Origin of the sequence: Blastococcus sp. CT_GayMR16, from assembly GCF_004570875.1 — a bacterium.
GTDB lineage: Bacteria > Actinomycetota > Actinomycetes > Mycobacteriales > Geodermatophilaceae > Blastococcus_B.
The window spans coordinates 20194-44561 of record NZ_SPQK01000007.1; the positions used below are offsets into that span (position 1 = coordinate 20194).

General features: G+C 72.8%; 26 protein-coding genes. 13 read left to right on the plus strand and 13 right to left on the minus strand.

What is annotated here, in order from left to right:
* The first annotated feature begins 31 nt into the window (after positions 1-31).
* Complete coding sequence (locus tag E4P38_RS09995) at positions 32-1213, plus strand: acetoin utilization protein AcuC (protein ID WP_135131669.1); 1182 nt, start codon at positions 32-34, stop codon at positions 1211-1213.
* A complete protein-coding gene (locus E4P38_RS10000; protein WP_135131670.1) occupies positions 1206-3905 on the plus strand; it encodes a bifunctional GNAT family N-acetyltransferase/acetate--CoA ligase family protein in 2700 nt (899 codons plus the stop codon). Before E4P38_RS09995 ends, E4P38_RS10000 begins: the two co-directional genes overlap by 8 nt.
* Positions 3906-3962: 57 nt before the next feature.
* Here E4P38_RS10000 and sigB read toward each other — a convergent pair whose 3' ends face one another.
* Positions 3963-4949 carry an RNA polymerase sigma factor SigB gene (gene sigB / locus E4P38_RS10005; protein ID WP_135131671.1) on the minus strand — a complete coding sequence of 329 codons (987 nt, stop codon included), beginning with the start codon at positions 4947-4949 and terminating at the stop codon, positions 3963-3965.
* Between the two features lie 282 nt (positions 4950-5231).
* The gene (gene dtd, locus E4P38_RS10010; protein WP_135131672.1) at positions 5232-5663 is read right to left on the minus strand and encodes a D-aminoacyl-tRNA deacylase; all 432 of its coding nucleotides are present in this window, start codon (positions 5661-5663) and stop codon (positions 5232-5234) included.
* A gap of 197 nt (positions 5664-5860) precedes the next feature.
* On the opposite strand from dtd, the gene E4P38_RS10015 reads away from it, so the two are divergent.
* From E4P38_RS10015 to E4P38_RS10025, 3 genes are all read left to right on the plus strand, one after another.
* Positions 5861-6235, plus strand: coding sequence for an STAS domain-containing protein (locus E4P38_RS10015; protein ID WP_167760519.1), 375 nt, complete (start codon positions 5861-5863; stop codon positions 6233-6235).
* Between the two features lie 48 nt (positions 6236-6283).
* Positions 6284-6877, plus strand: a complete 594-nt coding sequence (locus E4P38_RS10020; RefSeq protein WP_135131674.1) for an HhH-GPD-type base excision DNA repair protein — start codon at positions 6284-6286, stop codon at positions 6875-6877.
* A gap of 104 nt (positions 6878-6981) precedes the next feature.
* Positions 6982-7323 (plus strand): DUF3099 domain-containing protein, encoded by a 342-nt coding sequence (locus tag E4P38_RS10025; protein WP_245160922.1) that lies wholly within the window; start codon positions 6982-6984, stop codon positions 7321-7323.
* A gap of 4 nt (positions 7324-7327) precedes the next feature.
* Here E4P38_RS10025 and E4P38_RS10030 read toward each other — a convergent pair whose 3' ends face one another.
* Both E4P38_RS10030 and E4P38_RS10035 read right to left on the minus strand, forming a co-directional pair.
* Complete coding sequence (locus E4P38_RS10030; protein ID WP_135131676.1) at positions 7328-8200, minus strand: PfkB family carbohydrate kinase; 873 nt, start codon at positions 8198-8200, stop codon at positions 7328-7330.
* Between the two features lie 8 nt (positions 8201-8208).
* The gene (locus tag E4P38_RS10035) at positions 8209-9141 is read right to left on the minus strand and encodes a pseudouridine-5'-phosphate glycosidase (protein ID WP_209309043.1); all 933 of its coding nucleotides are present in this window, start codon (positions 9139-9141) and stop codon (positions 8209-8211) included.
* 65 nt (positions 9142-9206) lie between these two features.
* Here E4P38_RS10035 and E4P38_RS10040 point away from each other — a divergent pair, with 65 nt between their 5' ends.
* A complete protein-coding gene (locus tag E4P38_RS10040) occupies positions 9207-9422 on the plus strand; it encodes a DUF3039 domain-containing protein (protein WP_348633787.1) in 216 nt (71 codons plus the stop codon).
* A 3-nt stretch (positions 9423-9425) separates the two neighbouring features.
* Here the strand turns inward: E4P38_RS10040 and E4P38_RS10045 are convergent, their stop codons facing one another.
* From E4P38_RS10045 to ppgK, 5 genes are all read right to left on the minus strand, one after another.
* Positions 9426-10514 carry a YihY/virulence factor BrkB family protein gene (locus E4P38_RS10045; protein WP_135131678.1) on the minus strand — a complete coding sequence of 363 codons (1089 nt, stop codon included), beginning with the start codon at positions 10512-10514 and terminating at the stop codon, positions 9426-9428.
* Positions 10515-10636: 122 nt separating this feature from the next.
* Positions 10637-12817: a VanW family protein gene (locus E4P38_RS10050; protein WP_245160923.1), complete on the minus strand. Its 2181-nt coding sequence runs from the start codon at positions 12815-12817 to the stop codon at positions 10637-10639.
* Between the two features lie 142 nt (positions 12818-12959).
* A complete protein-coding gene (locus E4P38_RS10055; protein WP_135131679.1) occupies positions 12960-13184 on the minus strand; it encodes a hypothetical protein in 225 nt (74 codons plus the stop codon).
* A 458-nt stretch (positions 13185-13642) separates the two neighbouring features.
* Positions 13643-15031 carry an RNA polymerase sigma factor gene (locus tag E4P38_RS10060; RefSeq protein WP_135131680.1) on the minus strand — a complete coding sequence of 463 codons (1389 nt, stop codon included), beginning with the start codon at positions 15029-15031 and terminating at the stop codon, positions 13643-13645.
* A 347-nt stretch (positions 15032-15378) separates the two neighbouring features.
* Positions 15379-16119, minus strand: a complete 741-nt coding sequence (gene ppgK, locus E4P38_RS10065) for a polyphosphate--glucose phosphotransferase (protein ID WP_209309045.1) — start codon at positions 16117-16119, stop codon at positions 15379-15381.
* Positions 16120-16178: 59 nt separating this feature from the next.
* Between ppgK and E4P38_RS10070 the strand changes: the two genes are divergently transcribed.
* Positions 16179-17006 carry an inositol monophosphatase family protein gene (locus E4P38_RS10070; RefSeq protein WP_135131682.1) on the plus strand — a complete coding sequence of 276 codons (828 nt, stop codon included), beginning with the start codon at positions 16179-16181 and terminating at the stop codon, positions 17004-17006.
* Positions 17007-17023: 17 nt separating this feature from the next.
* Here the strand turns inward: E4P38_RS10070 and E4P38_RS10075 are convergent, their stop codons facing one another.
* A complete protein-coding gene (locus E4P38_RS10075) occupies positions 17024-17560 on the minus strand; it encodes a LytR C-terminal domain-containing protein (RefSeq protein WP_245160924.1) in 537 nt (178 codons plus the stop codon).
* A 123-nt stretch (positions 17561-17683) separates the two neighbouring features.
* Positions 17684-18730 carry a phosphotransferase family protein gene (locus E4P38_RS10080; protein WP_135131684.1) on the minus strand — a complete coding sequence of 349 codons (1047 nt, stop codon included), beginning with the start codon at positions 18728-18730 and terminating at the stop codon, positions 17684-17686.
* A 351-nt stretch (positions 18731-19081) separates the two neighbouring features.
* On the opposite strand from E4P38_RS10080, the gene E4P38_RS10085 reads away from it, so the two are divergent.
* The 6 genes from E4P38_RS10085 (at position 19082) to E4P38_RS10110 (ending at position 22935) form a co-directional block, all read left to right on the plus strand.
* Positions 19082-19381 (plus strand): DUF4193 domain-containing protein, encoded by a 300-nt coding sequence (locus E4P38_RS10085; RefSeq protein WP_135131685.1) that lies wholly within the window; start codon positions 19082-19084, stop codon positions 19379-19381.
* Between the two features lie 46 nt (positions 19382-19427).
* On the plus strand, positions 19428-20315 hold the full coding sequence (locus tag E4P38_RS10090) for a hypothetical protein (protein WP_135131686.1): 888 nt from the start codon (positions 19428-19430) through the stop codon (positions 20313-20315).
* 86 nt (positions 20316-20401) lie between these two features.
* Complete coding sequence (dut, locus tag E4P38_RS10095; protein WP_245160925.1) at positions 20402-20890, plus strand: dUTP diphosphatase; 489 nt, start codon at positions 20402-20404, stop codon at positions 20888-20890.
* Position 20891: 1 nt separating this feature from the next.
* Complete coding sequence (locus E4P38_RS10100; RefSeq protein WP_135131688.1) at positions 20892-21608, plus strand: DUF3710 domain-containing protein; 717 nt, start codon at positions 20892-20894, stop codon at positions 21606-21608.
* Between the two features lie 18 nt (positions 21609-21626).
* Positions 21627-22004 (plus strand): OB-fold nucleic acid binding domain-containing protein, encoded by a 378-nt coding sequence (locus E4P38_RS10105; RefSeq protein ID WP_135131689.1) that lies wholly within the window; start codon positions 21627-21629, stop codon positions 22002-22004.
* Between the two features lie 76 nt (positions 22005-22080).
* Positions 22081-22935 (plus strand): DUF3159 domain-containing protein, encoded by an 855-nt coding sequence (locus tag E4P38_RS10110; RefSeq protein ID WP_135131794.1) that lies wholly within the window; start codon positions 22081-22083, stop codon positions 22933-22935.
* On the opposite strand, the gene E4P38_RS10115 is transcribed toward E4P38_RS10110, so the two are convergent.
* Together E4P38_RS10115 and E4P38_RS10120 are read right to left on the minus strand one after the other, a co-directional pair.
* Positions 22932-23609 carry a TrkA family potassium uptake protein gene (locus tag E4P38_RS10115; RefSeq protein WP_135131690.1) on the minus strand — a complete coding sequence of 226 codons (678 nt, stop codon included), beginning with the start codon at positions 23607-23609 and terminating at the stop codon, positions 22932-22934. The genes E4P38_RS10110 and E4P38_RS10115 overlap by 4 nt on opposite strands.
* Before the next feature lie 25 nt (positions 23610-23634).
* A complete protein-coding gene (locus tag E4P38_RS10120; RefSeq protein ID WP_135131691.1) occupies positions 23635-24306 on the minus strand; it encodes a TrkA family potassium uptake protein in 672 nt (223 codons plus the stop codon).
* Positions 24307-24368 lie beyond the last annotated feature (62 nt).

Genomic DNA, 24368 nt, shown 5'->3' on the forward strand with positions numbered 1-24368 from the left:
TCCGGGTCCGGCATCGGCGCGAGGGGGCTCCATGAGCGACTCGGTCGCCGTCGTCTGGGACGACTCCCTGCTCGGCTACACGATGGGCGGGGACCATCCGCTGCACCCCGTGCGCCTCGATCTCACGATGCGGCTCGCCGACTCCCTGGGCGTGCTCACCACCGACCGGGTCGAACTCCTCACACCTACCCCTGCCGACGAGAAGCTGCTCACCCTCGTCCACGACCCGGCCTACCTCGAGGCGGTCCGCCGCGCACCGAAGGACCCCGGCGTCGGCCACGGCCTCGGCACCGCCGACAACCCGATCTTCGAGGGCATGTACGACGCGGCGGCACTGATCACCGGTGGCAGCGTGCTCGCCGCCCAGCAGGTGCACAGCGGGCGGTCCCAGCACGCGGTCAACATCTCCGGCGGTCTGCACCACGCCATGCGGAACGCCGCGTCGGGCTTCTGCGTCTTCAACGACGCGGCCGTCGCGATCGCCTGGCTGCTGGGGCAGGGCTACGAGCGGATCGCCTACGTCGACCTCGACGTGCACCACGGGGACGGCGTCCAGGCGGCGTTCTACGACGACCCGCGGGTGCTGACCGTCAGCGTCCACCAGACGCCGCTCACCCTGTTCCCGGGAACGGGCTTCCCGGAGGAGACGGGCGACGCCGAGAAGGCCATGGGCAGCGCGGTCAACCTCGCCCTGCCCAACGGCACCGACGACTCCGCCTGGCTGCGCGCCTTCTCCGCCGTCGTCCCGAGCGTGCTGCGGGCCTTCCAGCCGCAGATCATCGTCACCCAGTGCGGCTGCGACGCCCACCACGAGGACCCGCTCGCCGACCTCGCGCTCACCGTCGACGGCCAGCGCGCGAGCTACCGCGCGATGCACGAGCTCGCCCACGAGATCTGCGAGGGCCGCTGGGTGGTCCTCGGTGGGGGCGGCTACGGCCTGGTGCGCTGCGTCCCGAGGGCCTGGACCCACCTGCTCGCCGAGGTCAGCGGCCACCCCCTCGACCCGGCGACGGAGATCCCGCAATCCTGGCGTGACGACGTCGCGCGCCGCGGCCTCCGGGCCCGGCCACCCACGCACATGACCGAGGGTGGGTACACCGGCTTCTCCCGCTGGGACACGTTCACCGAGTCCCGCGTCGACCGCGCGATCACGCGCACCCGGCGGGCCTCCTTCCCCTACTTCGGACTGGACCCGGACGATCCCCGTGACTGAGCAGGCCACCCGGCCCCCGGCCGACAACCCCACCCCGCCCCCGCACTGGGAGGCCGACATCGTGGCGGCCGACGGCGGGACGGTCCACCTGCGCCCGATCTGCCCCGAGGACGCCGACGCCCTCACGGGACTGATGGACCGCAGCAGCGACCAGACCCGCTACTACCGGTTCTTCGGGCCGATGAAGCGGCTCTCGCAGAAGGACCTGCACCGCTTCACCCACGTCGACCACGTCGACCGGGTGGCCTTCGTCGTGCTGCTCGGCGACCAGATCGTGGGGGTGGGCCGGTTCGACCGCTATCCCGACACCGACGACGCCGAGGTCGCCTTCCTCGTCGAGGACGCCCACCAGGGCCGCGGCCTCGGCTCGGTGCTGCTCGAACACCTCGCCGCAGCCGCCCGGGAGCGCGGCATCAAGCGCTTCGTCGCCGAGGTGCTCTCCCAGAACAGCAAGATGGTGCGGGTCTTCCAGGACGCCGGCTACAAGTCCGAGCGCTCCTACGAGGACGGCGTGGTCCACCTGACGTTCCCGATCGACCAGACCGAGGACGCCCTCGCCGTCTCCTACGAGCGCGAGCAGCGCAGCGAGTCCCGCTCCATCGCCCGGCTGCTCACCCCGTCGTCGGTGGCCGTCGTGGGTGCGAGCAACGACGTGGGCAAGGTCGGCAACGCCGTCCTCACCGACCTCCTCGCCTACGGCTTCGACGGTCCGATCTACCCGGTCAATCCGGGGGCGCGGCACGTCCGCGGAGTCCCCGCCTACGCCGACATCGAGTCGATCCCCGGTGACGTCGACCTCGCCGTCCTCGCGGTGCCGGCCGAGGAGGTCGCCGCCGTGGTGGAGGCGTGCCGGCGCAAGCGCGTCCGGGGGCTCGTGGTCATCTCCGGCGGCTTCGGGGAGACCGGACCCGACGGGCGCGACGCCGAACGTCGGCTGGTCGCCGCGGCCCGGGCCTCCGGGATGCGGGTCGTCGGCCCCAACTGCCTGGGCATCGTGAACACCGACCCCGCCGTCCGGCTCAACGCCAGCCTGGCGCCGCAGATCCCCGGCCGCGGCCGGGTCGGGTTCTTCGCCCAGTCGGGAGCGCTCGGGATCGCCCTGCTGGAGCGGGCGCACAGCCGCAAGATCGGCCTGTCGACCTTCGTGTCGGCGGGCAACCGGGCCGACGTCAGCGGCAACGACCTGCTGCAGTACTGGGCGACCGACCCGGCCACCGAGGTCGTGCTGCTTTACCTGGAGAGCTTCGGCAACCCCCGCAAGTTCGCCCGGCTGGCCCGCATCGTAGGCCGCACGAAGCCGGTGGTCGCGGTGAAGAGCGGCCGGCACGTGGGGATCACGCCGGGCCTGGCCGGCACCTCGGTCGCCGTGCCCGAGGAATCGGTGGCGGCGCTCTTCGCATCCGCCGGGGTGATCCGGGTGGACACCGTGGCGCAGTTGCTCGACGTGGGATCGCTGCTCGCCCACCAGCCGCTGCCGGCGGGGTCCCGGGTGGCTGTCGTCGGCAACTCGACCGCGATGGGGCAACTGGTGGCCGACGCCGTCCTCGAGGAGGGGCTCGAGCTCGCGCACGAGGCCCCGGTGGACATCGGCGTCAGCGGCTCGCCGGAGGCGTTCCGTGCCGCGCTGCAGGACGCCGTCGACGACGACGAGGTGGACGCCGTCGTGGCGGTGTTCCTGCCGCCGCTGATGGCCGGCTCGAAGGAGTACGGGCCGTCGCTCCGCGAGGTGGCCGTCGGGTCGGCCAAGCCGATCGTCGCCACGTTCCTCTCCACCGAGGGCATCCCTCCGGAGCTCGCCGTGCCCGACGAGCACGGCATGCCCGGCCGCGGCTCGGTGCCGTCGTTCGCGACCCCCGAGCGGGCGGTCATCGCACTGGCCAAGGTCGCCGAGTACGCGCGCTGGCGGCGCCGCCCGGTGGGCGAGCTGCCGGAACTCCCCGACGTCGACGAGGAGGCCGGGCGGGCCATCGTGCGCGCGGCCCTCGGCGACTCGCCGGCGGGCCGGGACCTCACCGACGACGAGCTGATCACCCTGCTGGCCGCCTACGGCGTGCCCCTGCTTGGCACCCAGACGGTCAGCGACGCCGACGGTGCGGTCAGGGCGGCGAAGGAGATCGGCTACCCGGTCGTCCTCAAGTCCACCGCTCCCTGGCTCCGGCACCGGGCGGACCTGGGCGGGGTGCGGCTGGACCTGATCGACGACGATGCGGTGCGGACGGCGTTCACTGCGATCCCCTCCGGCGACCCGGTGATCGTGCAGGAGATGGCGGCGCCGGGGGTGGCGACGGTCGTCGAGGTCGTCGACGACCCCTCGTTCGGCGCGCTGGTCAGCTTCGGGGTCGGGGGAGTGGCCACCGACCTGCTCGGCGACCGGGCCTACCGCACGCTGCCGCTCACCGACCTCGATGCCGCGGAACTGGTCCGCGCCCCGCGCGCGTGGCCGTTGCTGAACGGCTACCGGGGCTCCGAGCCCGTCGACGTCGCCGCGCTGGAGGACCTGCTGCTGCGGGTCGCCCGGCTGGCGGACGACCTGCCCGAGGTGCTGCGGCTGCGGCTGGAGCCGGTGATCGTGGGGCCGGCCAAGCCCTGGCACGGCGGCCGGTCGCTGGTCGTCGCCGGCGGGACCTGCACCGTGGGCCCGCCGACCGCGCGGGTCGATCCGGGCCCTCGCCGGATGCGTTCGCCGGTCTGAGAACGCCGAGAGCCGGCCACCCGAAGGTGACCGGCTCTCGTGCCGTGCTGCGGTTCTTTACGCCAGATAGTCGCGCAGGGCGTCGGCGCGCTGCGGGTCGCGCAGCTTCGCCATCGTCTCCCGCTCGATCTGGCGGACCCGCTCACGGGAGAGACCGAACTGCTTGCCGATCTGCTCCAGCGTGCGCGGCTGGTGGCCGTCCAGACCGAAGCGCAGGATCACGACGTCGCGCTCGCGGTCCTCCAGTGTGGAGAGCACTGTGCGGACGTCGCCCTTCATCATCTGGAAGGCGACGGCGTCCTCGGCGACCGCGGCGTCGGCGTCCTCGATGAAGTCACCGAGCCGGGACTCCTCGTCGGCGCCCACGGTCTGGTCGAGGCTGACCAGGTCGCGGCTGTACTCGAGCAGCTCGACGATGCGGGCCTCGGGCAGGTCGAGCTCGAGGCCGAGCTCCTCCGCCGTGGGCTCGCGCTCCAACTCCTGGTGCATGCGCCGCCGGGTCCGGACCACCTTGTTGACCTGCTCGGCCAGGTGGACGGGGAGCCGGATGGTGCGCCCGGAGTCGGCCATGGCGCGGGTGATCGCCTGCCGGATCCACCAGGTCGCGTAGGTCGAGAACTTGAAGCCCTTGGTGTAGTCGAACTTCTCGACCGCCCGGATCAGGCCGACGTTGCCCTCCTGGATCAGGTCGAGGAACGTCATGCCGTGGCCGGTGTAGCGCTTGGCCACGGAGACGACGAGCCGGAGGTTGGCCTCCAGCAGGTGCGCCTTGGCGGCCTTGCCGTCGATGGCGAGGGTCTTGTAGTCCCGCTGCTTGGCGGGGGAGAGGCCCTGCTTCTCCGCGAGGAGGCGCCCCGCGTACAGGCCGGCCTCGATCCGCTTGGCCAGCTCGACCTCCTGCTCCGCGGTCAGCAGAGCGGTCTTGCCGATGGTGTTGAGGTACACGCGCACGAGGTCGGTCGACACCAGGCCACTGGTGTCGGGCTCACGGCGCGGTGCGCGCGTCCCGAGAGTGTCGTTGGGGGAAGACTGCAGCAGCGTCACGATGTGTCTTCGTCCTTGCCTTCAGTTCGGATGCATTCACCGCGTCGTCGATGGCGGCGGCGACCCATCCAGGCGTCAAGTGCGGGGGCTCCGGGAGGGGACCGCCCCTTGCTCTTCTGTCCGATGTGGTACGCACTGCACAACGGCTCGGACGTGGCTCTGTGTTCCACAATTCGGCCGTTCACAGCAAACCGACAGGGAGTGTGTTCCGTCACGCCCCCTTACCCGTGCGCGCTCCCCCTACAACACGGAAATAGCGTCGATGTAGTTCAGCGCCCGGTCTCAGGTCTCCAGCAGCACCGTCATCGGGCCCTCGTTGACGGAGCTGACCTGCATGCGAGCCCCGAAGACCCCGGTCGCGACCGTGCAGCCCCGCTGCCTGAGTTCGTCGACGACGCTTCCGACCAGCGGTTCCGCCACCTCGCCGGGCGCGGCGTCCTGCCAGGAGGGACGGCGTCCCTTCCGCGTGTCGGCGTAGAGGGTGAACTGGCTGACGACGAGAACCGGCAGCGCCAGGTCCGCGGCAGACCGGGCGCCGTCCTCGGTCGGGAAGATGCGCAGCTCGTGGATCTTGCGCGCGAGCGCCCGGGCCGCCGCTTCGTCGTCCGTGCGGCCCACTCCGACCAGTGACAGCAGGCCCGGGCCGATCTCGCCAACGGTGTCGCCGTGTACGACTACAGCGGCTGTACTGACCCGGCTCACCACGGCGCGCACCTGCACATCCTTCACTCGTCCGGTCCGGGCGGCCCGGCAGGGTGCCGCCGTCCAGGCCCGGTGCGTAATCGGCAGGACCGGCGGGCTCCATCCGGGCTGATGCGCGGCGTAACGTCCTGACCGGGACCCGTGGTGTGGACCGAATGCCGGCGGCTTCCTCCTGTCGCCGGCCGCGGTCGCCGGGCGAGGGAGCGCACATGGACGCGTTGGAGGGCCTGCGGCCTCTCGCGGGGGACATCACGATCGAGCGCGAGGGGCCCGACCGCTGGGTCCTGTGCCTGCGCGGGGACGTGGACACCGCGGTCGCGACGCGGTTCACCAGCCAGCAGGAGCGGCAGCGGGTCGTGGTGGACGCGATCGACGCCGGGGACGTGACGTTCGTCAGTTCCTCCGCGCTCGCCCTCATGCTGCTCTGCGTCGAGGCATCCCTCGCAGCCGGCCGGAGCCCGGTCCTGCGCGCGGCGTCCCATCCGGTCAACCGGGCGCTGCAGCTGGCGGGTATCGACACCGTCTTCCCGCGGCCGGAGCCGGACGCAGGGCCGGCGGACCCCCCTGACGCAGCTGCGGACTGATCCTCGACGCGTGTACCGCCACGGCGGCGGTAGGGCAAGATCACGCGCGTGCCGACCCTCCGCATCGCCCAGGACACCGCGGCCGACGAGCTGCTCGGGCGCGATCCACTCGCGCTGCTGATCGGGATGCTGCTGGACCAGCAGTTCCCGATGGAGCGCGCCTTCGGTTCCCCGCGGCTCCTCGCCGACCGGCTGGGGGTCAGCGAGCTGTCCGCCGCGGCGCTCGCGGCCATGGACCCGGAGGAGCTGACCCGGCTGTTCCAGGGTCCGCCGGCGCTGCACCGGTACCCGGGCTCCATGGCCGGGCGCACCCAGGACCTCTGCCGGCTGCTGGTCGAGCGCTACGACGGGCGCGCGGACAACCTCTGGGCCGACGTCCCGGACGGCGTCACGCTGCTCCGCCGCATCGGTGAGCTGCCCGGGTTCGGCGCGCAGAAGTCGAAGATCTTCCTCGCGCTCCTGGGCAAGCGGTACGGCGTGACACCGCCCGGCTGGCGCGAGGCGGCCGGGGACTACGGCCTCGAGGGCTCGCGGCGGTCGGTCGCCGACATCACCGGCCCGGAGACGCTGGTGGAGGTCCGGGCCTTCAAGCAGGAGCAGAAGCAGGCAGCCAAGGCGGCCACGGAGCCGGCCGGGAAGTAGTCGACCGCAGGCACGAGCGTCGAGCCCGGTCGCGGTGGCACGATGGGACCAGGACCCGGAACGGGCCGGGCGGTGCCCGGCGAACCCGGGCAGCGAGGGGATGGATGTCCGTGGCCTCGAGCCAGCAGTTCCCGCGGTCACGCCGGCCGGAGCCGGTGCTGATCACCGAGGCTCAGCCCAGCCTGGCCGAGCAGCACGCCGCCAGGAAGAAGCGCTACGCGCTGACCATGGGGATCCGCGCGGTCTGTTTGGTCTTCGCCGCGGTCTTCTACCAGATCGTGTGGCTGATGCTGATCCTCGCCTTCCTCGGCACCGTGCTGCCTTGGGTCGCCGTGGTCATGGCCAACGACGGGCCGCCGAAGAAGCGTGTCGACCCGCACCACTACACCCACCGGCCGGACCGCGAGCTCGAGGGCCCGCGTCCGGCGCGCGTCATCGACGGCTGACGGCTCAGCGCCCTCCTGGCCTCCGGACGACGTCCGCCGCCCGCGCCAGCCCCGCGTCCAACGCCGCCGCCGGGTCGACGTCGGGAGACCCGAGCCAGGCCGCCAGGAGCCCTGCGGCGAACGCGTCCCCGGCTCCGGTGGTGTCAACGACGGTCGTCGGGTGCGCCGGACGGTGCACCAGCACGTCGCCGGAGGCCCACAGGGCGCCGTCGGCTCCCAGCTTCACGACCGCGATCGGGTACCGGCCGGCGAGCGCCCGCGCGGCGTCCTCGGTGTCGTCGCAGCCGGTCAGCAGGCGGGCCTCGTCGGCGTTCGGCAGCAGCAGCGTCGCCGCGGCCGTGTCGGCCAGCCACCGGTCCACCCCGTACCGCGCGAGCGGACCGGTCGAGGCGGGGTCGACCGAGACCGAGCACCCGCCGGTTGCGGCGTCCTGGATCGCCCGCAGCCCCGCATCGCGCGGCCGCGGGTCCAGCAGCGTGTAGCCCGACACGTACACGTGTCCGCCGGGCGCCGGGAGGGGCACGTCGCCCTGCCGCAGCTCCAGGTTGGCCCCGCGGTCGGCGAGCATGCTGCGCCGCCCGTCCGGCTCGACCAGGCTCACGATCGTCCCCGTCGGGGCCCCCGGGACGGTGCGCAGGGCCAGCCGGACCCCCGCGGTCGCGAGCTCGGCGGCCAGCCCCGCACCCGAGTGGTCGTCGCCAACACAGCCGGCCAGGACGACGGGGGTGCCCAGCCGGGCGAGGTGGGCGGCGACGTTCGCGGCCGCACCGCCGCCCCGGGTGTGGATGGACGCCGGCCGATCGGAGTCGGGTGCCGGATCGCCCGCGAGGACGACCACGACATCGGTCGCCACGTCGCCCACGACGACGACCCGCATGTCGGTGGTCAGCGCACGTCCTCCGCCAGCGCGGCGGCGATCTGCCCGGCGAGCTCGGCGTTGCGCAGCACCAGCCGGACGTTGACCACGAGCGTGGCGCCCTCACTGGCGCGGTGCAGGTGGTCGAGCACGAACGGGGTGACGTCCTTGCCGCGGACACCGGCCTGCTCGGCCGCGGCGAGGGCACCGGCGATCACCCGGTCGTGCAGCGCCGGATCCAGCTGCTCGTCCACGGGCAGCGGGTTGGCGATGATCACAGCGCCAGGGGCGAGCGCGCGGCGCGCGGCGAACACCGCCGCGGCCTGCGCCGGGTCGGCCACCGACCAGTCCAGCGTCGAGCCCGAGTCCGCCACGTAGAAGCCGGGGAAGGTCGTCGTCCGGTAGCCGACGACGGTGACCGAGAGGGACTCCAGCCGCTCCAGGGTCGCCGGGACGTCGAGGATCGACTTCACCCCTGCGCAGACGACCACGAGCGAGGTGCGCGACAGCGCGGTGAGGTCGGCCGACTCGTCGAAGGTGTCCACCGCCTGCCGGTGCACGCCGCCGAGACCGCCTGTGGCGAAGACGCCGATGCCGGCCGCCGCGGCCAGGAGAGCCGTGCTGGAGACCGTTGTGGCCCCGCTCAGGCCCAGCGCCGCCGCCACGGGCAGGTCACGAACCCCCAGCTTCGCGAGGTCCGGATCGGCGCAGACCCGATCGACCTCCTCCGCGGTGAGGCCGACGTGCGGCACGCCGTCCAGGACGGCGATCGTCGCGGGTACCGCCCCACCCGTGCGGACGGCGGCCTCGACGTCGTCGGCGGCAGCGCGGTTGTCGGGTCGGGGGAGCCCGTGCGCGAGCAGCGTGCTCTCCAGGGCCACGACCGGACGGCCGGCGCTCAGCGCCTCGGCGACCTCGGGGGACAGGACGGTGCGGGCGGGCGGGGGAGCAGTGGCATGCACCCTGTCATCATGGAGGGCGCACCATGGCCGCCGAGCAGGGGAGTAGCAGCGTGAGCAGTTCCGACATCCTCGAGCGGCCGGACGTCCGCGACGCCGATACCGGCAGCGCCAACGAGGTCTTCCACTACGTCCGCAAGAACAAGATCGCCGAGAGCGCCGTCATGGGCACGATGGTCGAGGCCCTGTGCGGCGAGGTCTTCCCGGTGACCAAGACCCCGAAGCCCGGCAGCCCGGTCTGCCCGGCCTGCAAGGAGATCTACCAGCAGCTCAAGAAGAGCTGATTTCTAGAGCAAGCCGAGCTTGCGGGCCTCGGCCTCGAGCTTGGCGGCCCGACGCTCCCTGCGCCGCTTGTCGTGCCGGCGGAGCGGGGCCGGCCAGCGGTCCTGGATCGTCGCGTTGAGCTCGGCGCCCAGGAGCACGGCCATCCCGAAGAAGAAGCAGAACAGCAGGGCGCCGATGGGGGCCGCCAGAGCCCCGTAGGGCAGTGCGGTCGTGAGGATGTCGGCCACGTAGGCGCGCAGCACCAACGCGGCCACGAGGAAGAACGCCCAGGCGAAGATCGCGCCCGGGAGGTGCCGGCGCCACGGCAGCCGGTGTGGCAGGACCACGTGATAGAAGCTCGTCAGCGCCAGCAGCAGGCCCACGAGGACGAGCGGCCAGTAGACGGCGTTGACCAGGACCGTCGCCGTCGCCTGCCAGTCGTCCGGCAGCAGGTCCACCAGGACGCCGCGGCCCAGCACCAGCAGGGGCAGGGTCAGGACAGCCATCACCATGCCGACGATGAACAGCCACAAAGCCTTCAGCCGTGTGCGGATCGGCCCGCGCACGTCCCGCTGGTCGTAGGCGATGACGATCGTGTTCATGAATGTGGCCGTCGCTGACGAGCCCGCCCACAGCGACAGCAGGAAGCCGAGGCTGACGACGTCGAGGCGGCCGGAACCGAGGATGTCGGCCAGGGTCGGCCGGACCAGGGAGTCGACGACGTCGGGGGTCAGAACCTGGGCCGAGGCGTCGAGCAGCCGGTCCTCGATCTGGGCCACCGACGCGCCGCCGATCACGTCGGCGAGGTAGCCCAGCGACCCGAGGAGCCCGATCAGCAGCGGCGGGACCGACAGGATCTGCCAGAAGGCCGCTTCCGCGGACAGCCCGAGGATGCGGTCCTGCCAGGCCTTCGCCAGCGCGCGCCCGAGCACCTGGAGGGGAACCCGTAACGGCGTCGGCCAGCTCGCCAGTCGCCCCGTCCGTTCGGCCGGGGCGTCGGTCGTGTGGTGCTGCGCCGGAGCGGCCGGCGGGTCGGGAGCGGGGATCGCGTCGTCGACCGCCTCCGGGTCCCCGGCGCGCGCCGGGGATCCCGAGGGCAGGACGGTGCTCATTCGACCAGTGTGCACGCCGGAAGTTCGCTCCGGAGCCGGTCAGCGGTTCGACGCGGGAGCGTTCCCCCAGGCGGGGGAGGAGCCGGGCGGGCCGACGACCGGCGGCAGGGTCGCGGCAGGACTCAGCCGGGAGGCGCCGGAGCGCCGGGGACCGGGATGCAGCGGATGATCGGCTCGGCGGCGTAGTGGGTCTGGAAGTTCTCCCGCCGTACTTCAGCACCGGAGTTGGGGTCCTTGAACACCCGGGTCACGGTGATGTCGAAGCCCTGTGCCCCCGCCTGCGACTTGCACGAACCGTCGTCGGCCACTTCCTGGACCGCGGGCTCCCGGACGTTCGTGCGGTTCCCGCTGATCGACTCGATCTCGAAGCGCTTGGTCCCGTAGAAGGTGACGGTGATCGTGCCCGGCGTCCATGCGGTGTCGATGTAGACCCCGGTGTCACTGTCGTTCTTCCACTGCAGGTCGATCTGGCCCTCGTAGACCGTCGCCTCGCGGCCGGCCGGGTAGCGGCTGATGTAGTAGCTGTGCGGCTTGTGGTAGACGTCCTCGAGGCCCGAGAAGAACACCGCGTTGAACATCGTGGTGGCGAACTGGCTGATCCCGCCGCCGACCGCCTGGGTGAACTTGCCGCCGCTGATGACGCCCGCGGGCACGTAGCCCTGCGCCGTCCCGCGGGGGCCGGTGAACGTGTTCAGGCTGAACGTCTCGCCCGGCATGACGAGCGCACCGTCCACCTCGGCCGCGACGACCCGGATGTTCTCCCCGCTCGCCGCGTTGCCGATGTTCGTCGTGAAGCTGCCGATCTCCTCCTTGACGCCGAGGGCCTGGGCCTCCTCCGTGGTGAAGTCGGCCGGCACCGGGCCCAGCTCCGCGTTGAGCGTGCGCGGGGCCGGCTGGGTGATCACGGTCATCAGCTGCTCGGCGAGGTGATCGGGGGCGATCCCGACGCCGTCGACCGACGGGACGACGGTGACCGCGCCGCCGGACACCTCGAAGCGGGCGTCCTCCGCGCCGCTGCCGAACACCGAGAGCTCGTCCCCGAGCTCCGTCTGCAGCGCCGCCGGGTCGATGGCCACGGCGAGGGTGCCGTCCTCCTGGGGCGTGAACGTCAGCGCCGCGGCGATGGCGGCGACGGACACCTCGGCCGACGTGCCGTCGGAACCCTCGATGCCGACGGGGGCCGACAGGGCGGGCGTGACCGTCTCATCGAGGACCCGCTGCGCCTCGTCGCGGTCGACGCGCACCGCCGCGACGTCGACCGGCAGCTCGATCGGGGTGCTGGGGTCCCCGCCGGAGGCGAGTGCGTCCGTGATCGCCTCGGCGGAGCCCTCGCGGTCGAGCGCCCGGCCGTCGGCCGGATCCACGACGCTCGGCGTCGTCCCCTCGATGGTGATCGTGGCGTCGACCGGCGGCCGGTCGACCTCGGTGGCGATCGCGTCGATCTGAGCGGAGAGGGCGGTCTCCTCGCCGGTGATGACCGGGGCGACCTCGCGGTCGCTGAACAGGGTCACCAGGCGCGTCCACGGGTTCAGCGGCTGGTCGTCCGCGGCGTCCACGGTGCCCTCGATGTCGAGGGTGATGCCCGCGATGGCGGGGGAGAGGACGGTCTGCACGTCATCGGCGACCACGGTGTGGTCGGCCGTGACGCGCGGTGCGAGCTTCTCCTCCAGGGCGTCCGCGGCCGCGGCGGTGGAGAGCCCACCGATGTCGACGCCGGCCACGACGGTGGAGCGAGGGATGTCGCCGGAGGAGACGAGCAGGTCGACGCCGTAGACGGCCGCCAGGACGGCGACGGCACCGGCGGGGGCCAGCACGGCTCGGCGGCGCCACCAGGGTGTGCGGGGGCCGCCCGCGGGCGGCTCGTCGCCGGGCGGGGGACCGCCCGGGGTGTCCGTGCCGTCGTCCCAGCCATCGTGGTCGTCGCGGTGCCCGTCCCGGTGCCCGTCCCGGTGCTCGTCCCGGTCGTCGGCGGGGACGGCGCCCAGGGCAGCCGTCGCGTCGGGGTCGGCGGTCGGGGCGGAGTACGTGGACGTCGCGAAGTCGTCGTCCGAGGCCCGGTCGAACGTCTGCGTGCTCCAGTCGTCGTCGGACGCGGCCTGAGCCGGAGCTGGGGTGGCGATCGGGCCCCCGTCCGGGGCACCGAGGAGCCAGTCGCGCGTCACCGGGCGGGTGTCGTCGGCGGCGTCGACCGGCTGCTGCGGCCCTCCGTCGGGTGCGGGGCCGTCGCTGCGCATGCGCACGGTCTCGTCCGGCACGGGATCGTGCTGCACCGTGTCATCGGACAGGGTGGGGCGCTGGGACATGGCGGGGTCCTCCGGGGGTCGTCGACCGGGGGTCCCCGGGAACGACGGAGCCGCCGGCCCTCCGTCCGCACGAGGCGGTACGGAGGACGCGGCGGCGTCGTCGGGTATGGCGGTCATCGCGGGCGCGACGATATCGCCTCCGTCAGGCAGTCACGTGCTGCTCGCCGTCCGTGTCGATGATGTCGACAGCGATATCGCGAAGCTTGCTCTCGTACTCGCGAGCGTGGTGCCCGCAGAAGACGAGATCGCTGCCGCTCGCAAGCACGACGCGCACCTTGGCCAGAGCCCCACAGCGGTCGCAGTGGAACGGAACGATGAGGTCATCGGTGGGCGGGGTCGTCGTCAGCGTCTGGGTCATCTGGCTCATCACTCGCTCTCTACCGCACGGATCCGCGGCTGCGGATCGGCCTCCTGCACAGCGCCAGGATGACCCCTCGTGTTCCCGTTCCGACCCCCGATCACCACCGACTCGCCGAAAGAGATGAGTCCGTGATGCGAAGGTGCTGGTGGAGCGGGTTCAGCAGGGGACGTCACTGGTGTGAAACGGGTGGTGCGCGTGCTGGTCGTTGTCTGCCGGACCGGTGAGGTACCGGACCGACCGTGGGTCCACTGCTGTTCTCGTTGCTGCCTTGCTGTGCCCCACGCTACGCCGTCTACCCGACAGATGACGTCGCACACCCGCCGTCGCTCCTCCGGGTGAGGGATGACGGGTCGCGACCACAGCTGTCGCGCCGAGTGGGGCCCGGAGGGTCCCGCGGAGGCACGACGAAGCGGCTCAGCCCGCCTGGGGACGGCTCCTGGCCGCGTCAGCAGCCCGGAGGGCTGCTAATCGAGATAGTCCCTGAGGACCTGGGAGCGGCTGGGGTGCCGCAGCTTCGACATCGTCTTGGACTCGATCTGACGGATCCGCTCGCGGGTCACGCCGTAGACCTGGCCGATCTCGTCCAGCGTGCGCGGCTGGCCGTCGGTCAGGCCGAAGCGCAGCCGGACGACGCCGGCCTCCCGCTCGGACAGCGTCTGCAGCACGCTGGTCAGCTGGTCCTGCATGAGGGTGAAGCTCACCGCGTCGACCGCCACCACGGCTTCCGAGTCCTCGATGAAGTCGCCGAGCTGGCTGTCGCCCTCGTCGCCGATGGTCTGGTCGAGGCTGATGGGCTCCCGGGCGTACTGCTGGATCTCCAGCACCTTGTCCGGGGTGATGTCCATCTCCTTGGCCAGCTCTTCCGGAGTGGGCTCGCGGCCCAGGTCCTGGAGCAGCTCACGCTGTATGCGGCCGAGCTTGTTGATGACCTCGACCATGTGCACCGGGATGCGGATGGTGCGGGCCTGGTCGGCCATGGCGCGGGTGATGGCCTGACGGATCCACCAGGTGGCGTACGTGGAGAATTTGTAGCCCTTGGTGTAGTCGAACTTCTCGACCGCGCGGATCAGACCGAGGTTGCCCTCCTGGATCAGGTCCAGGAACGCCATGCCACGGCCGGTGTAGCGCTTGGCGAGGGAGACGACGAGGCGCAGGTTGGCCTCGAGCAGGTGGTTCTTGGCGCGCTCGCCGTCGCGGACGATCCAGTTGAGGTCGCGGCGCATCTGCGGCGAGATCTTCTGGTTCTCCTCCTCGACCTGGCGCAGGCGCTCGGCGCCGTAGAGCCCGGCCTCGATCCGCTTGGCGAGGTCGACCTCCTCCTCGGCGTTGAGGAGCGCGACCTTGCCGATCTGCTTGAGGTAGGCGCGGACGGAGTCGGCCGACGCGGTGAGCTCGGCGTCCTTGCGGGCCTGCCGCAGCGCCTCCGACTCCTCCTCGTCGTCCCATTCGAAGTCGGTGCCCCCCTCGGCGGGCGTCTCCTCCTCGGCCTCGACGGCGACGCCGTCGGGACCGGCCACGACCGTCTCGTCGAGCTTGAGACCTTCGGAGCCGGCATCGACCACCGCAACCGCCGAACCGTCGCTGGCGACCGCGGTCAGGACGGTGCCCTCACCGGCGCCCGGCGACGAGGCGATCGTGGGCTTGGCGCGGGTGCCCTTGGCCGCGGTCTTCGCCGCGGCCTTCTTCCGGGCCGGCGGCGCAGCGCCGGCCGGACCCGCATCGGCCGTCACGGTCTTGACCGGCTTGGCGGCCGCGGCGCTGGTGCGGGGAGCCCGGGTACCGGTGGCGGCCGTCTTCGAGCGCTGGGGAGTGCTCGCTTCGGCTGCTTCCGGTGCTGGCTGGTCGGCGGGCACTCAGGTTCCTTCCCGTGCTGGGTGCGTTCCCCGGGGGCCGTGTGGTCCCCGGGCAGCGGCTCCGGTCCGCGCGCCTCACAGGGAGAGGTCCCGGTGGACCGGCGCAGCGTTTGGCCGCTGGACGGGCGGGGGATCCCTCCCGGCTGGAGGGCGGCGGGCTGGGGCTCTCTCATTGTAACGGCGTGTCGGCTGTATTCCACCGTCCCGGATCCGAAGGCCTCGCTCCGTCGAGGCGTTCCGGCTGATCCGGGTGGTCGATCACTCTTCGTGGTGCATCGGCCGCGGAGGGCCTGCACTGAAGGTATCCGCCCCTCCGATCACTCCAGCCTCACCCGTACGGGCGCGCGTCAGTTGTCGCGTTCGTGCGCGGCCAGGGCAGCGCCGACGATGCCGGCGTCGTTCTGGAGCTGGGCGGGCACCACCGGCGTGCGGGTGGTGAGCAACGGCACCCACTTGGCCGCCTTCTTGCTGACGCCGCCGCCGACGATGATCAGATCCGGCCAGAGGCCGGCCTCCAGGACGTCGAGGTAGCGGTCCACCCGGTGCGCCCACGTGGGGTAGTCGAGGTCCTCGCGCTCACGGGCGGCCGCCGAGGCCCGCCGCTCGCCGTCCTCGCCGTCGACCTGGATGTGCCCGAACTCGGTGTTGGGCACCAGGTGCCCGTCGACGAACAGGGCACTGCCGATCCCGGTGCCGAACGTCAGCATGAGGACGACGCCGCCCTGGTCGCGGCCGGCGCCGTAACGCATCTCGGCGATCCCGGCCGCGTCGGCATCGTTAAGGGTGACCACGCTGCCCGGGATCAGCTGCTCGAGGCCGGCGTCGACATCGGTGCCGATCCAGCTCTTGTCGACGTTCGCGGCGGTGTGGGCGACCCCGTGTTTCATCACGCCCGGGAACGTGACCCCGATCCGCCCGGACCAGCCGAAGGACTCGACGATCTTCGCCACCACCCCGTACACGGGATCGGGCAGCGAGGGCTGCGGGGTCTCGATCCGCAGGCGCTCACCGATGAGCTGGCCGATCTCGAGGTCGACCAGGCATCCCTTGATGCCACTGCCGCCGATGTCCACACCGAAGCCCTGCACGCCGGACAGGGTAGGTGAGCCCGCGCCCGTGTCGTACTGCCTGCGGCAGGATCGTCTCCGTGACGTCCTCTCCCGCCCTCCAGCCGGACCCTCGAGCGCTGCTCGAGGTCGCCGTCGCCACCGCCCGGGAGGCCGCGGAACTGGTGGCCCGCGGCCGGGCCACGGCGGCCGAGCACGTGGACGTCAAGTCCAGCCCGGTCGACGTCGTCACCGCCGTCGACCGGGCGAGCGAGGAGCTCATCGTGGGGCGGCTGCTCGCCGGCCGGCCCGACGACGGCGTCCTCGGCGAGGAGGGGGCCGCCCGCGAGGGCATCAGCGGGGTGCGCTGGGTGGTCGACCCCATCGACGGCACCGTCAACTTCCTCTACGACCTGCCGGCGTACGCGGTGTCGATCGCCGCCGAGGTGGGCGGCGAGGTGGTGGCCGGGGTGGTCCTCAACGTGGCGACCCGCGAGCTGTTCACGGCCACGCGGGGTGGGGGCGCGCATCTGTCGTCCCCGGCCCGCCCGGAACCGGTGCGTCTGGCCGGCAGTTCGCCGGTGTCGCTGGAGCAGACCCTCGTCGCCACGGGGTTCGGCTACCGGGTCGAGCAGCGCCGGGCGCAGGGCGCCGTCGTCGCCGAGCTGCTGCCGCTGGTCCGCGACATCCGGCGCCACGGGAGCTCGGCCCTCGACCTCTGCTCCACGGCGGCTGGCCGGACCGACGCCTACTACGAGCTGGATCTGAAGCCGTGGGACCACGCGGCCGGCGCACTGGTGGCGGCAGAGGCAGGCCTGGTGGTGACCGGCCTGCCCGGCAGCCCGTTCGGCGAGCCGATGGCGATCGCGGCGGCGGCGTCGATCGCCGCGCCGTTCATCGACCTGCTCGTGGAGCTCCACGCCGGCTGAAGCCCGCGAGCGGGCGATCAGCAGGCGGCTGCGGCGTCCTCCACCGGAGCGAGCGCCGCGGCGATGGCCTCGGGCGTGGCGAGGGTGGTGAACTCCGGGCCGACGACGACGTCGACCTGCGCGGTCGCCCGGGTGTCGGGGTAGTCGCCGATGTCGGGGATGACGAGGCGCATGTAGTCGGCGGCGTCGGTACCGCGCGGACCGTGGCGGAGCTCGCCGACGCCGGTCACCTCACGGCCGCTGGAGTCGTTGGCGATCTCGTCGACGACGAAGCCGCGCTCCTGCAGGGCGCTGGCGACCGTCTGGGCCAGGCCCGGGGTGTCGGTGGCGTTGAAGACCCGCAGGTTCACGGTGGCGGGGTCGAGCGACGGGGGTGCGGCCTCGACGGTCTCGCAGGCCGCCTGCTGCTCCTCCTCCTGCTGCTTCTCCTGGCGGATGACGTACCACCAGACCGCGAGGGCGGCCACGGCCAGGACGAGCAGGAAGATCAGCGGCGGGAGCGGGCGGCGGCCGCTGCGGGGGCGCACCGGGGGGCGTTCGGTACGCAGCGTCACGGTCATCTCCTCGGCGAGACCCGACGGGACGGTGATGGTCGGAGGGTCCCCGGCTGGGGACCGTTCCGGCGCCGCGAGCGGGTGGGGGTCGGTCGCTGCGAAGTTTAAGGCCGGAAAGGGGCCCTAGATCGCACCGTCGTCCAGTGCGGCGCGTCCCAGTTCGACGACCGGGCCGATGCGCTCGCCGTAACCGGAGGTGTCCTTACCCGCCATGGCCCCCGCGGCCGACCGGGCGACGATCCCGGCCATGATCGCGGCGAACTTGAAGAAGGCGAAGCCGACGTACCAGTTCAGATCGGACAGATCGGCACCGGTGCGGTCCGCGTAGCGCTCCATGATCTCCCGGCGGGTCGGGAATCCGGGCAGCGTGGTCACCGGGCTCAGCGTCGTCGCCCGGTCCTCACCCGCCTCCGGCCAGTAGACGAACATCATCCCGAGGTCGGTCAGCGGGTCGCCGAGGGTCGACATCTCCCAGTCGAGGACGGCCTTGATGCGCCCGGGCGTCATCGGGTCGAGCAGGCAGTTGTCCAGCCGGTAGTCGCCGTGGACGACGCTCGACCGCCGGCTCTCGGGGACGGTCTCGGCCAGGCGCGCGCCGAGGGCGTCCAACCCGGGACGGTCGCGGTCGCGGGTGGCGTCCCACTGCTTGGTCCAGCGGCGTACCTGCCGCGCGGCGAAGCCGTCCGGCCGGCCGAACTCCGACAGCCCGACGGCGTCGTAGTCGACGGTGTGCAGGTCGGCGAGGACGTCGACGAGGGCCTCCCCGATCACCCGGCGCTGCGCGGGCTCGTCGGCGTAGCCGGGCGGGAACTCCTGCACGACATGGATGCCGACGACGCGTTCCATGACGTAGAAGGGCGCCCCCAGCACCGATTCGTCGGTGCAGAGGTGCAGCGTGCGGGGGACCGGGACGTCGGTCGCTCCGAGTGCGGAGATGACCCGGTGCTCGCGCGCCATGTCGTGCGCGGTGGCCAGGACGGCACCCGTGGGCGGCCGGCGCAGGATCACCGCGTCGTCGGCGGACCCGCCGGACGGCGTCACGATGTATGTGAGGTTGGACATGCCGGCCGCGATCAGCTCGATGTCCACCGAGCGCCAGCGCTCGTCGTTCAGGGCCGAAGCCAGGTACGGGCCCACGACGGTCGGATCAGCACCCACGGGAGTCGCCACGGCGGCAGGGTAACCTCTGGCGCTCCGCGGCTCCGGACCGCGGAGCGGTCTCGTGCCGAGCCTCTTTCCGGGGGCGGGCACAAACGGGGACCGCGCGGCGTTGGGGGGCTCGCTGGTCCTTTCCCGCCCGCCGTCCACCCGGGCGACGGGAGGGGGTCCGGACCGGCCAGATCCGGCCGACCCGCCCCCGCGGGAGACGGAACCACCGGTATCGGGAGCCCCAGCAGCGGGCTGCCGGTCCCCTGAACCACCGGTCGCCACCGCGGCCGGCCACGACGACGGTGCACACCCAGCGCCGGCGTCAGACGAGCGGGCACGACGCCCGCTAGAACCCCGGAGGAGGGGCACCCCATGGCCACCGACTACGACGCCCCGCGCCGCAACGAGGCCGATGAGCTCGGCGAGGACTCGCTCGAGGAGCTCAAGGCCCGTCGAGCCGAGGCGCAGTCCGCCTCGGTCGACGTCGACGAGACCGACTTCAACGAGAACCTCGAGCTCCCCGGCGCCGACCTGTCGGGCGAGGAACTCACCGTCCGCGTCCTGCCCAAGCAGGAGGACGAGTTCACCTGTTCGCGCTGCTTCCTGGTGCAGCACCGATCCCGGCTCGCCTCGACCCGCGGCGACCAGATGCTCTGCCGCGACTGCGCCTAGTCGCGACGGGGTACCGCCGACGAGGCGGACGACGAGAAGGGGACCGATGACGGAGAACGGCTCCCGGACCGGCGCGGCGCGGGACGTCCCGCCGCCGCGCCCGGTTCCCCCGTCGGTGTCGGCGGCACCGGTCGAGGACGCCGGACTGGCCCGCGCCGCCCGCGCAGTCGCGGACGCCGTCGCCGGCCTCATCGGTCCGTCCACCGACGGCGGCTCGCCCGCAGGGGAGGCGACCCGTTCGGCCGCCTCCGGCCTCAAGGACGTGATCGGCAGCGTGGCGGGCGCGGTCGCCGCTGCGTTCGCGCCGTCGCAGGACGACACGCCTGCCGCGGACACCAACAGTGGAGAGCGCTCTCCCGGCGCACTGCTGGGCGATCTGCTGTCCACCGCCGCCCCGCGGCTCCCGATCCGGGACGCCGCCCGGCTGCGGCAGGCATATCCGGGTGCCTCGGAGGACGCCATCGCCGAGGCGCTGGTGGCGCGGGCTGCCCGCGTCACGTCCGGCATCGGTGCGGCCGCGGGTGGCCTGGCCGCCGCGCACTGGTTCGCGCCGGCGTCGCTGCTGGCGCTGCCGCTGGAGTTCGGCGCCGAGACCGTGCTGATCGGCGGCGTCGAGGTGGTCCTCATCGGGGAACTGCACGAGCTGTACGGCCGGCCGGTCGCCGGCGACGCCCGCACCCGCGCGACCGCCTATCTGGCGAGCTGGTCGGCCCAGCGGTCGGTGGACGGCGCCGGCGCGGCCGGGCTCGGCGCCCTGCTCGGCAGCGCCGGGGTCCGGGCACTGAGCCGGCGGATGACGCGGAAACTTGCCCGCTCGGTGCCGGGCGCAGCCCCGTTCCTGATCGGTGCGGCCATCGCCGGCCGAGGCAACCGCCGGGCCACCGAGACCCTCGCCGACCAGGTGCTCACCGACCTCCGAACACCGCCGGCCTGATGACGCTTGTTCATGGCCCCCCTGCAGGGGCCCGCTGCGAGTGTGCGAGCAGTGGGGGGCAGGGGGGCCCTTATAGGGTCGCCGACGTGCCCGAGAAGCCCGAGCTGGACGTCCCCGTCCGGCTGACCTCTCCCGAGGCCGTCCTCCCCGGATATGCCCTGCCCGGCGACGCGGGCGCCGATCTCTCGCTGGCCGAGGACGTCGAGCTCGCGCCCTTCCAGCGGGCCCTCGTGGGCACCGGCGTGGCCGTCGCGATCCCGGAGGGATACGCCGGATTCGTGCACCCGCGCTCGGGTCTGGCCCACCGGATCGGGCTGAGCCTGGTGAACGCGCCGGGAACGATCGATTCGGGCTACCGCGGCGAGATCAAGGTGAACCTGATCAATCTCGACCCCACGACACCCCTGACCCTGCGTCGCGGCGACCGCATCGCCCAGCTGGTGGTCCAGCCGGTGGTGCGGGCGCGCTTCGTGCCGGTGGCGGAACTCCCGGGCAGTGAGCGCGGGCACGCGGGGCACGGTTCCACCGGCGGTCACGGACCGGCCGGACCAGTAGTTCTCGAAGGGCGGATCTGACATGCCGTTGGGACGGCGGCGCAACCGGATCGACCGCAGTCTGCGGGAGCGGGGTGTGCCCCCGGAGCCGCAGCACCGCGAGCGCGACATGGACGAGACGTCCGGTCCCTGGGACGAGACCGACGCACCGCAGGACGGCCTCGCCCGCATCGACCTCGGTGCGCTGCGGCTGCCGGCCCTGGCCGGGATGGACCTCCGGGTCGAGCTCAACGCCCAGCAGAAGGTGATCGCCGCGACCCTGCGCGAGGGGGAGTCGCTCCTGCAGGTCTCGGTGTTCGCCGCCCCGCGGGCCGGTGGCATCTGGGACAGCGTCCGGGAGGACCTCGCGAAGAGCGCCTCGGGCCAGGGCGGCTCGCTCCGCGAGGTGGACGGCCCGTTCGGCCCGGAGCTCGCCGGCACGATCGTCGCCACCCCGCCGGCCACGCCCGGACAGTCCGCGCCGCAGCCGGTGCGCCGTCCGGCCCGGTTCCTGGGCGTCGACGGCCCGCGCTGGTTCCTCCGGGGCATGATCAGCGGCCCCGCGGCCGGGAGCGCGGAAGCCGCGGCCGCGCTGGAGGATGCGTTCCGCTCGATCATCGTCGTCCGTGGCACCGAGCCCATGCCGGTCCGCGAACAGCTGCCCCTGACGTTGCCGCCCCAGGCCGCAGCCCAGCTGGCGCGGCAGCAGCAGCAGGCCGCGGCACAACCTCCGCCGGCTTCCCCCGCCCCCGGCGCCTGACCGCCGTACGCTGGGGCCGTGACCGAGACCCGTCCCACTGGCTGGTTGTCGCGGACGCTCCAGCGTCTGACCGCGGACGACCAGACGATCGACGCCGAGGAACTGCGCGCGGAGGCAGCGAGCGCCGGCTGCGAGCCGGTGAGTTCCTGCCGCAAGGGTGCCGTCGTGACGGTGACCGGTCGTCTCAAGTCGGTGGTCTACACCCCCCGCGAGAACGTGCCGACCCTGGAGGCGGAGCTGTTCGACGGGTCGGGGTCGGTGACGCTCGTCTGGCTGGGCCGGCGGCGCATCCCCGGTATCGAGCCCGGTCGCACCGTCACCGCCCGCGGCCGGTTCGCGGCGGTGGAAGGCAAACGGGTCATCTACAACCCCTGGTACGAGCTCGGCGCCGGCTGATCCGCCGCCGACCGTGGACAGGACCGGGCGGAGCACCCCGGGAAGCGACGGGCCGGGGGAGGCACGGGTGAGCGCGATGGACGACGAGAGCCGGGCCGACGAGAGCCGGGCCGACGAGGGCCATCAGCCGGTGACGGTCGCCCCGGACGGCCCGACCGGGTTCACCTTCGACCGGCACCTCGTGCTCGAGCAGCTCGGCGGCTGGCGCGGCATGGTGGACGCGACGCTGCCGACGGTGGCCTTCATCGTGGCGAACGCCGTGAACGGGCTCCGGACCGGGATCTGGGCCGCCGTGGGGGCGGCAGTCCTGGTCTTCCTCCTCCGGCTGGTCCGCCGGGAGAGCGTCCAGCAGGCCGTCAGCGGGCTCTTCGCGGTCGGTATCGCGGTGGCCATCGCGGCGGTCTCGGGTCAGGCCCGCGACTTCTTCGTCCTCGGCATCGTGCGCAACGCCGTCATCGGCGTGGTGCTGCTCGGGTCCATCGCCGTCCGCCGGCCGCTGGTGGGGGTCGTCGCGGAATGGCTCGCGCCCAGCCATCTCGGGACCATGGCCTCGCACTCGCTGCCCGGCCTGCGCAGCCGGCTGGACCGGGCGCGCGCGACGCTGCACCACACGGTGCCCGGCGACCCGCAGGTCGACCCGGCCACCGGCCGCCGCGCACCGGACCCCGACCCCGAGCGTCCCTGGCGCGAGGACCCGCGGCTGGTGCGCGCCTACAGCTGGCTGACCGTTCTCTGGGGGGTGACGTTCCTGCTCCGCGTCCTGGTCCAGGGGCTGCTCTACCAGGCCAACGAGGTCGGCCTCCTGGGGACGATGTCCATCGTCCTCGGCCTGCCCCTGACGGCGGTCGACATCGTCGTGACCCTCTGGGTCGTGTCCCGCCTGCACCGGCACCGCTGCCCGCCGGAGACGGACGCCAACCCGGCGTCCTAGCTGCGACCGGCCGCCGTCTCGGGCGCGAGCACCGACTTGAGCTGATCCTCGACGTCGGCGTGGGTGATGAACAGCAGCTCGTCACCGGCCTCGAGCGGCTCGTCGGGCGAGGGGTTGATGACCCGCTCGCCGCGGAGGATCGCGGTGAGGACCGTCTCGCGGGGGAGCGGTACGTCACGGAGCGGGCGGCCCACCCACGGGGTGTCCTCGGCGAGGGTGATCTCGACCAGGTTGGCCGCCCCCTTCCGGAAGCTCATCAGCCGGACGACGTCGCCGACGGTCACCGCCTCCTCCACCAGTGCCGCGAGCACGCGCGGGGTGGAGACGGCGACGTCGACACCCCAGGCGTCGGTGTAGAGCCATTCGTTGCGCGGGTCCTTCACCCGGGCGACCACCCGGTTGACCGCGAACTCGGTCTTGGCCAGCAGCGAGACGACGAGGTTCGCCTTGTCGTCGCCGGTGGCCGCCACCACGACGTCGCAGGTGGCGAGCTGGGCCTCCTCGAGGGAGGTCACCTCGCAGGCGTCGGCCTGTACCCACTCCGCGCCCGGCACCGAGCGGGTGCGCACCTTGCGGCCGTCCTTCTCGATGAGCATCACCTGGTGGCCGTTGGCGAGCAGCTCCCCGGCGATCGACCGGCCGACGGCGCCGGCTCCGACGATGGCGACTCTCATGATCGGTTCCGTCGGGCCGTGCGCATCAGTGCTCGCCTCCGCGCTGGGGGGTCTGCTCGACGACCTCGTGCACACGGCTGGCGATGTCGTCGGTCACGGCGACCACCAACTGGTCGCCGTCCTGCAGCACGGAGCTCGCCGTGGGCAGCTGCGCCTCCCCGAAGCGGACCAGCCAGGCGGCCCGGGCCCCGGAGACCGACTCGAGCTCGGCGAGCTTCCGCCCCACCCAGCCCTCGGTCACCGTGATCCGCATGAGCAGCACCTTCCCGGTCGGCTCACGCCACAGCTCGCTCACCTTGACCGAGAGCAGCTCCCGGAGCAGCCGGTTCACCGTCCACGGGACGGTGGCCACGCTGGGGATGCCCATGCGCTCGTAGACCTCGGCCCGCTTGGAGTCGTAGATCCGGGCGACGACGTGCTGGACGCCGAAGGTCTCCCGGGCCACGCGGGCGGCGATGATGTTGGAGTTGTCCCCGCTGCTGACCGCGGCGAAGGCGCCCGCGGAGTCGACCCCCGCGTCGAGCAGCGTCTGGCGGTCGAAACCGAGCCCCGTCACCTGGCGGCCGCTGAACTCCGGGCCCAGCCGCCGGAACGCCTCCGGGTCCTGGTCGATGACGGCGACGCTGTGCCCGACCTCTTCCAGCCGGCGGGCGATGGCGGAGCCGACGCGTCCGCAGCCCATCACGACCACGTGCACGAAGAACTCCCTGCAGGCCTCGTTCGCGCCGGCGCCGTCCGCCGCGCGTATCGGCGCGAAGC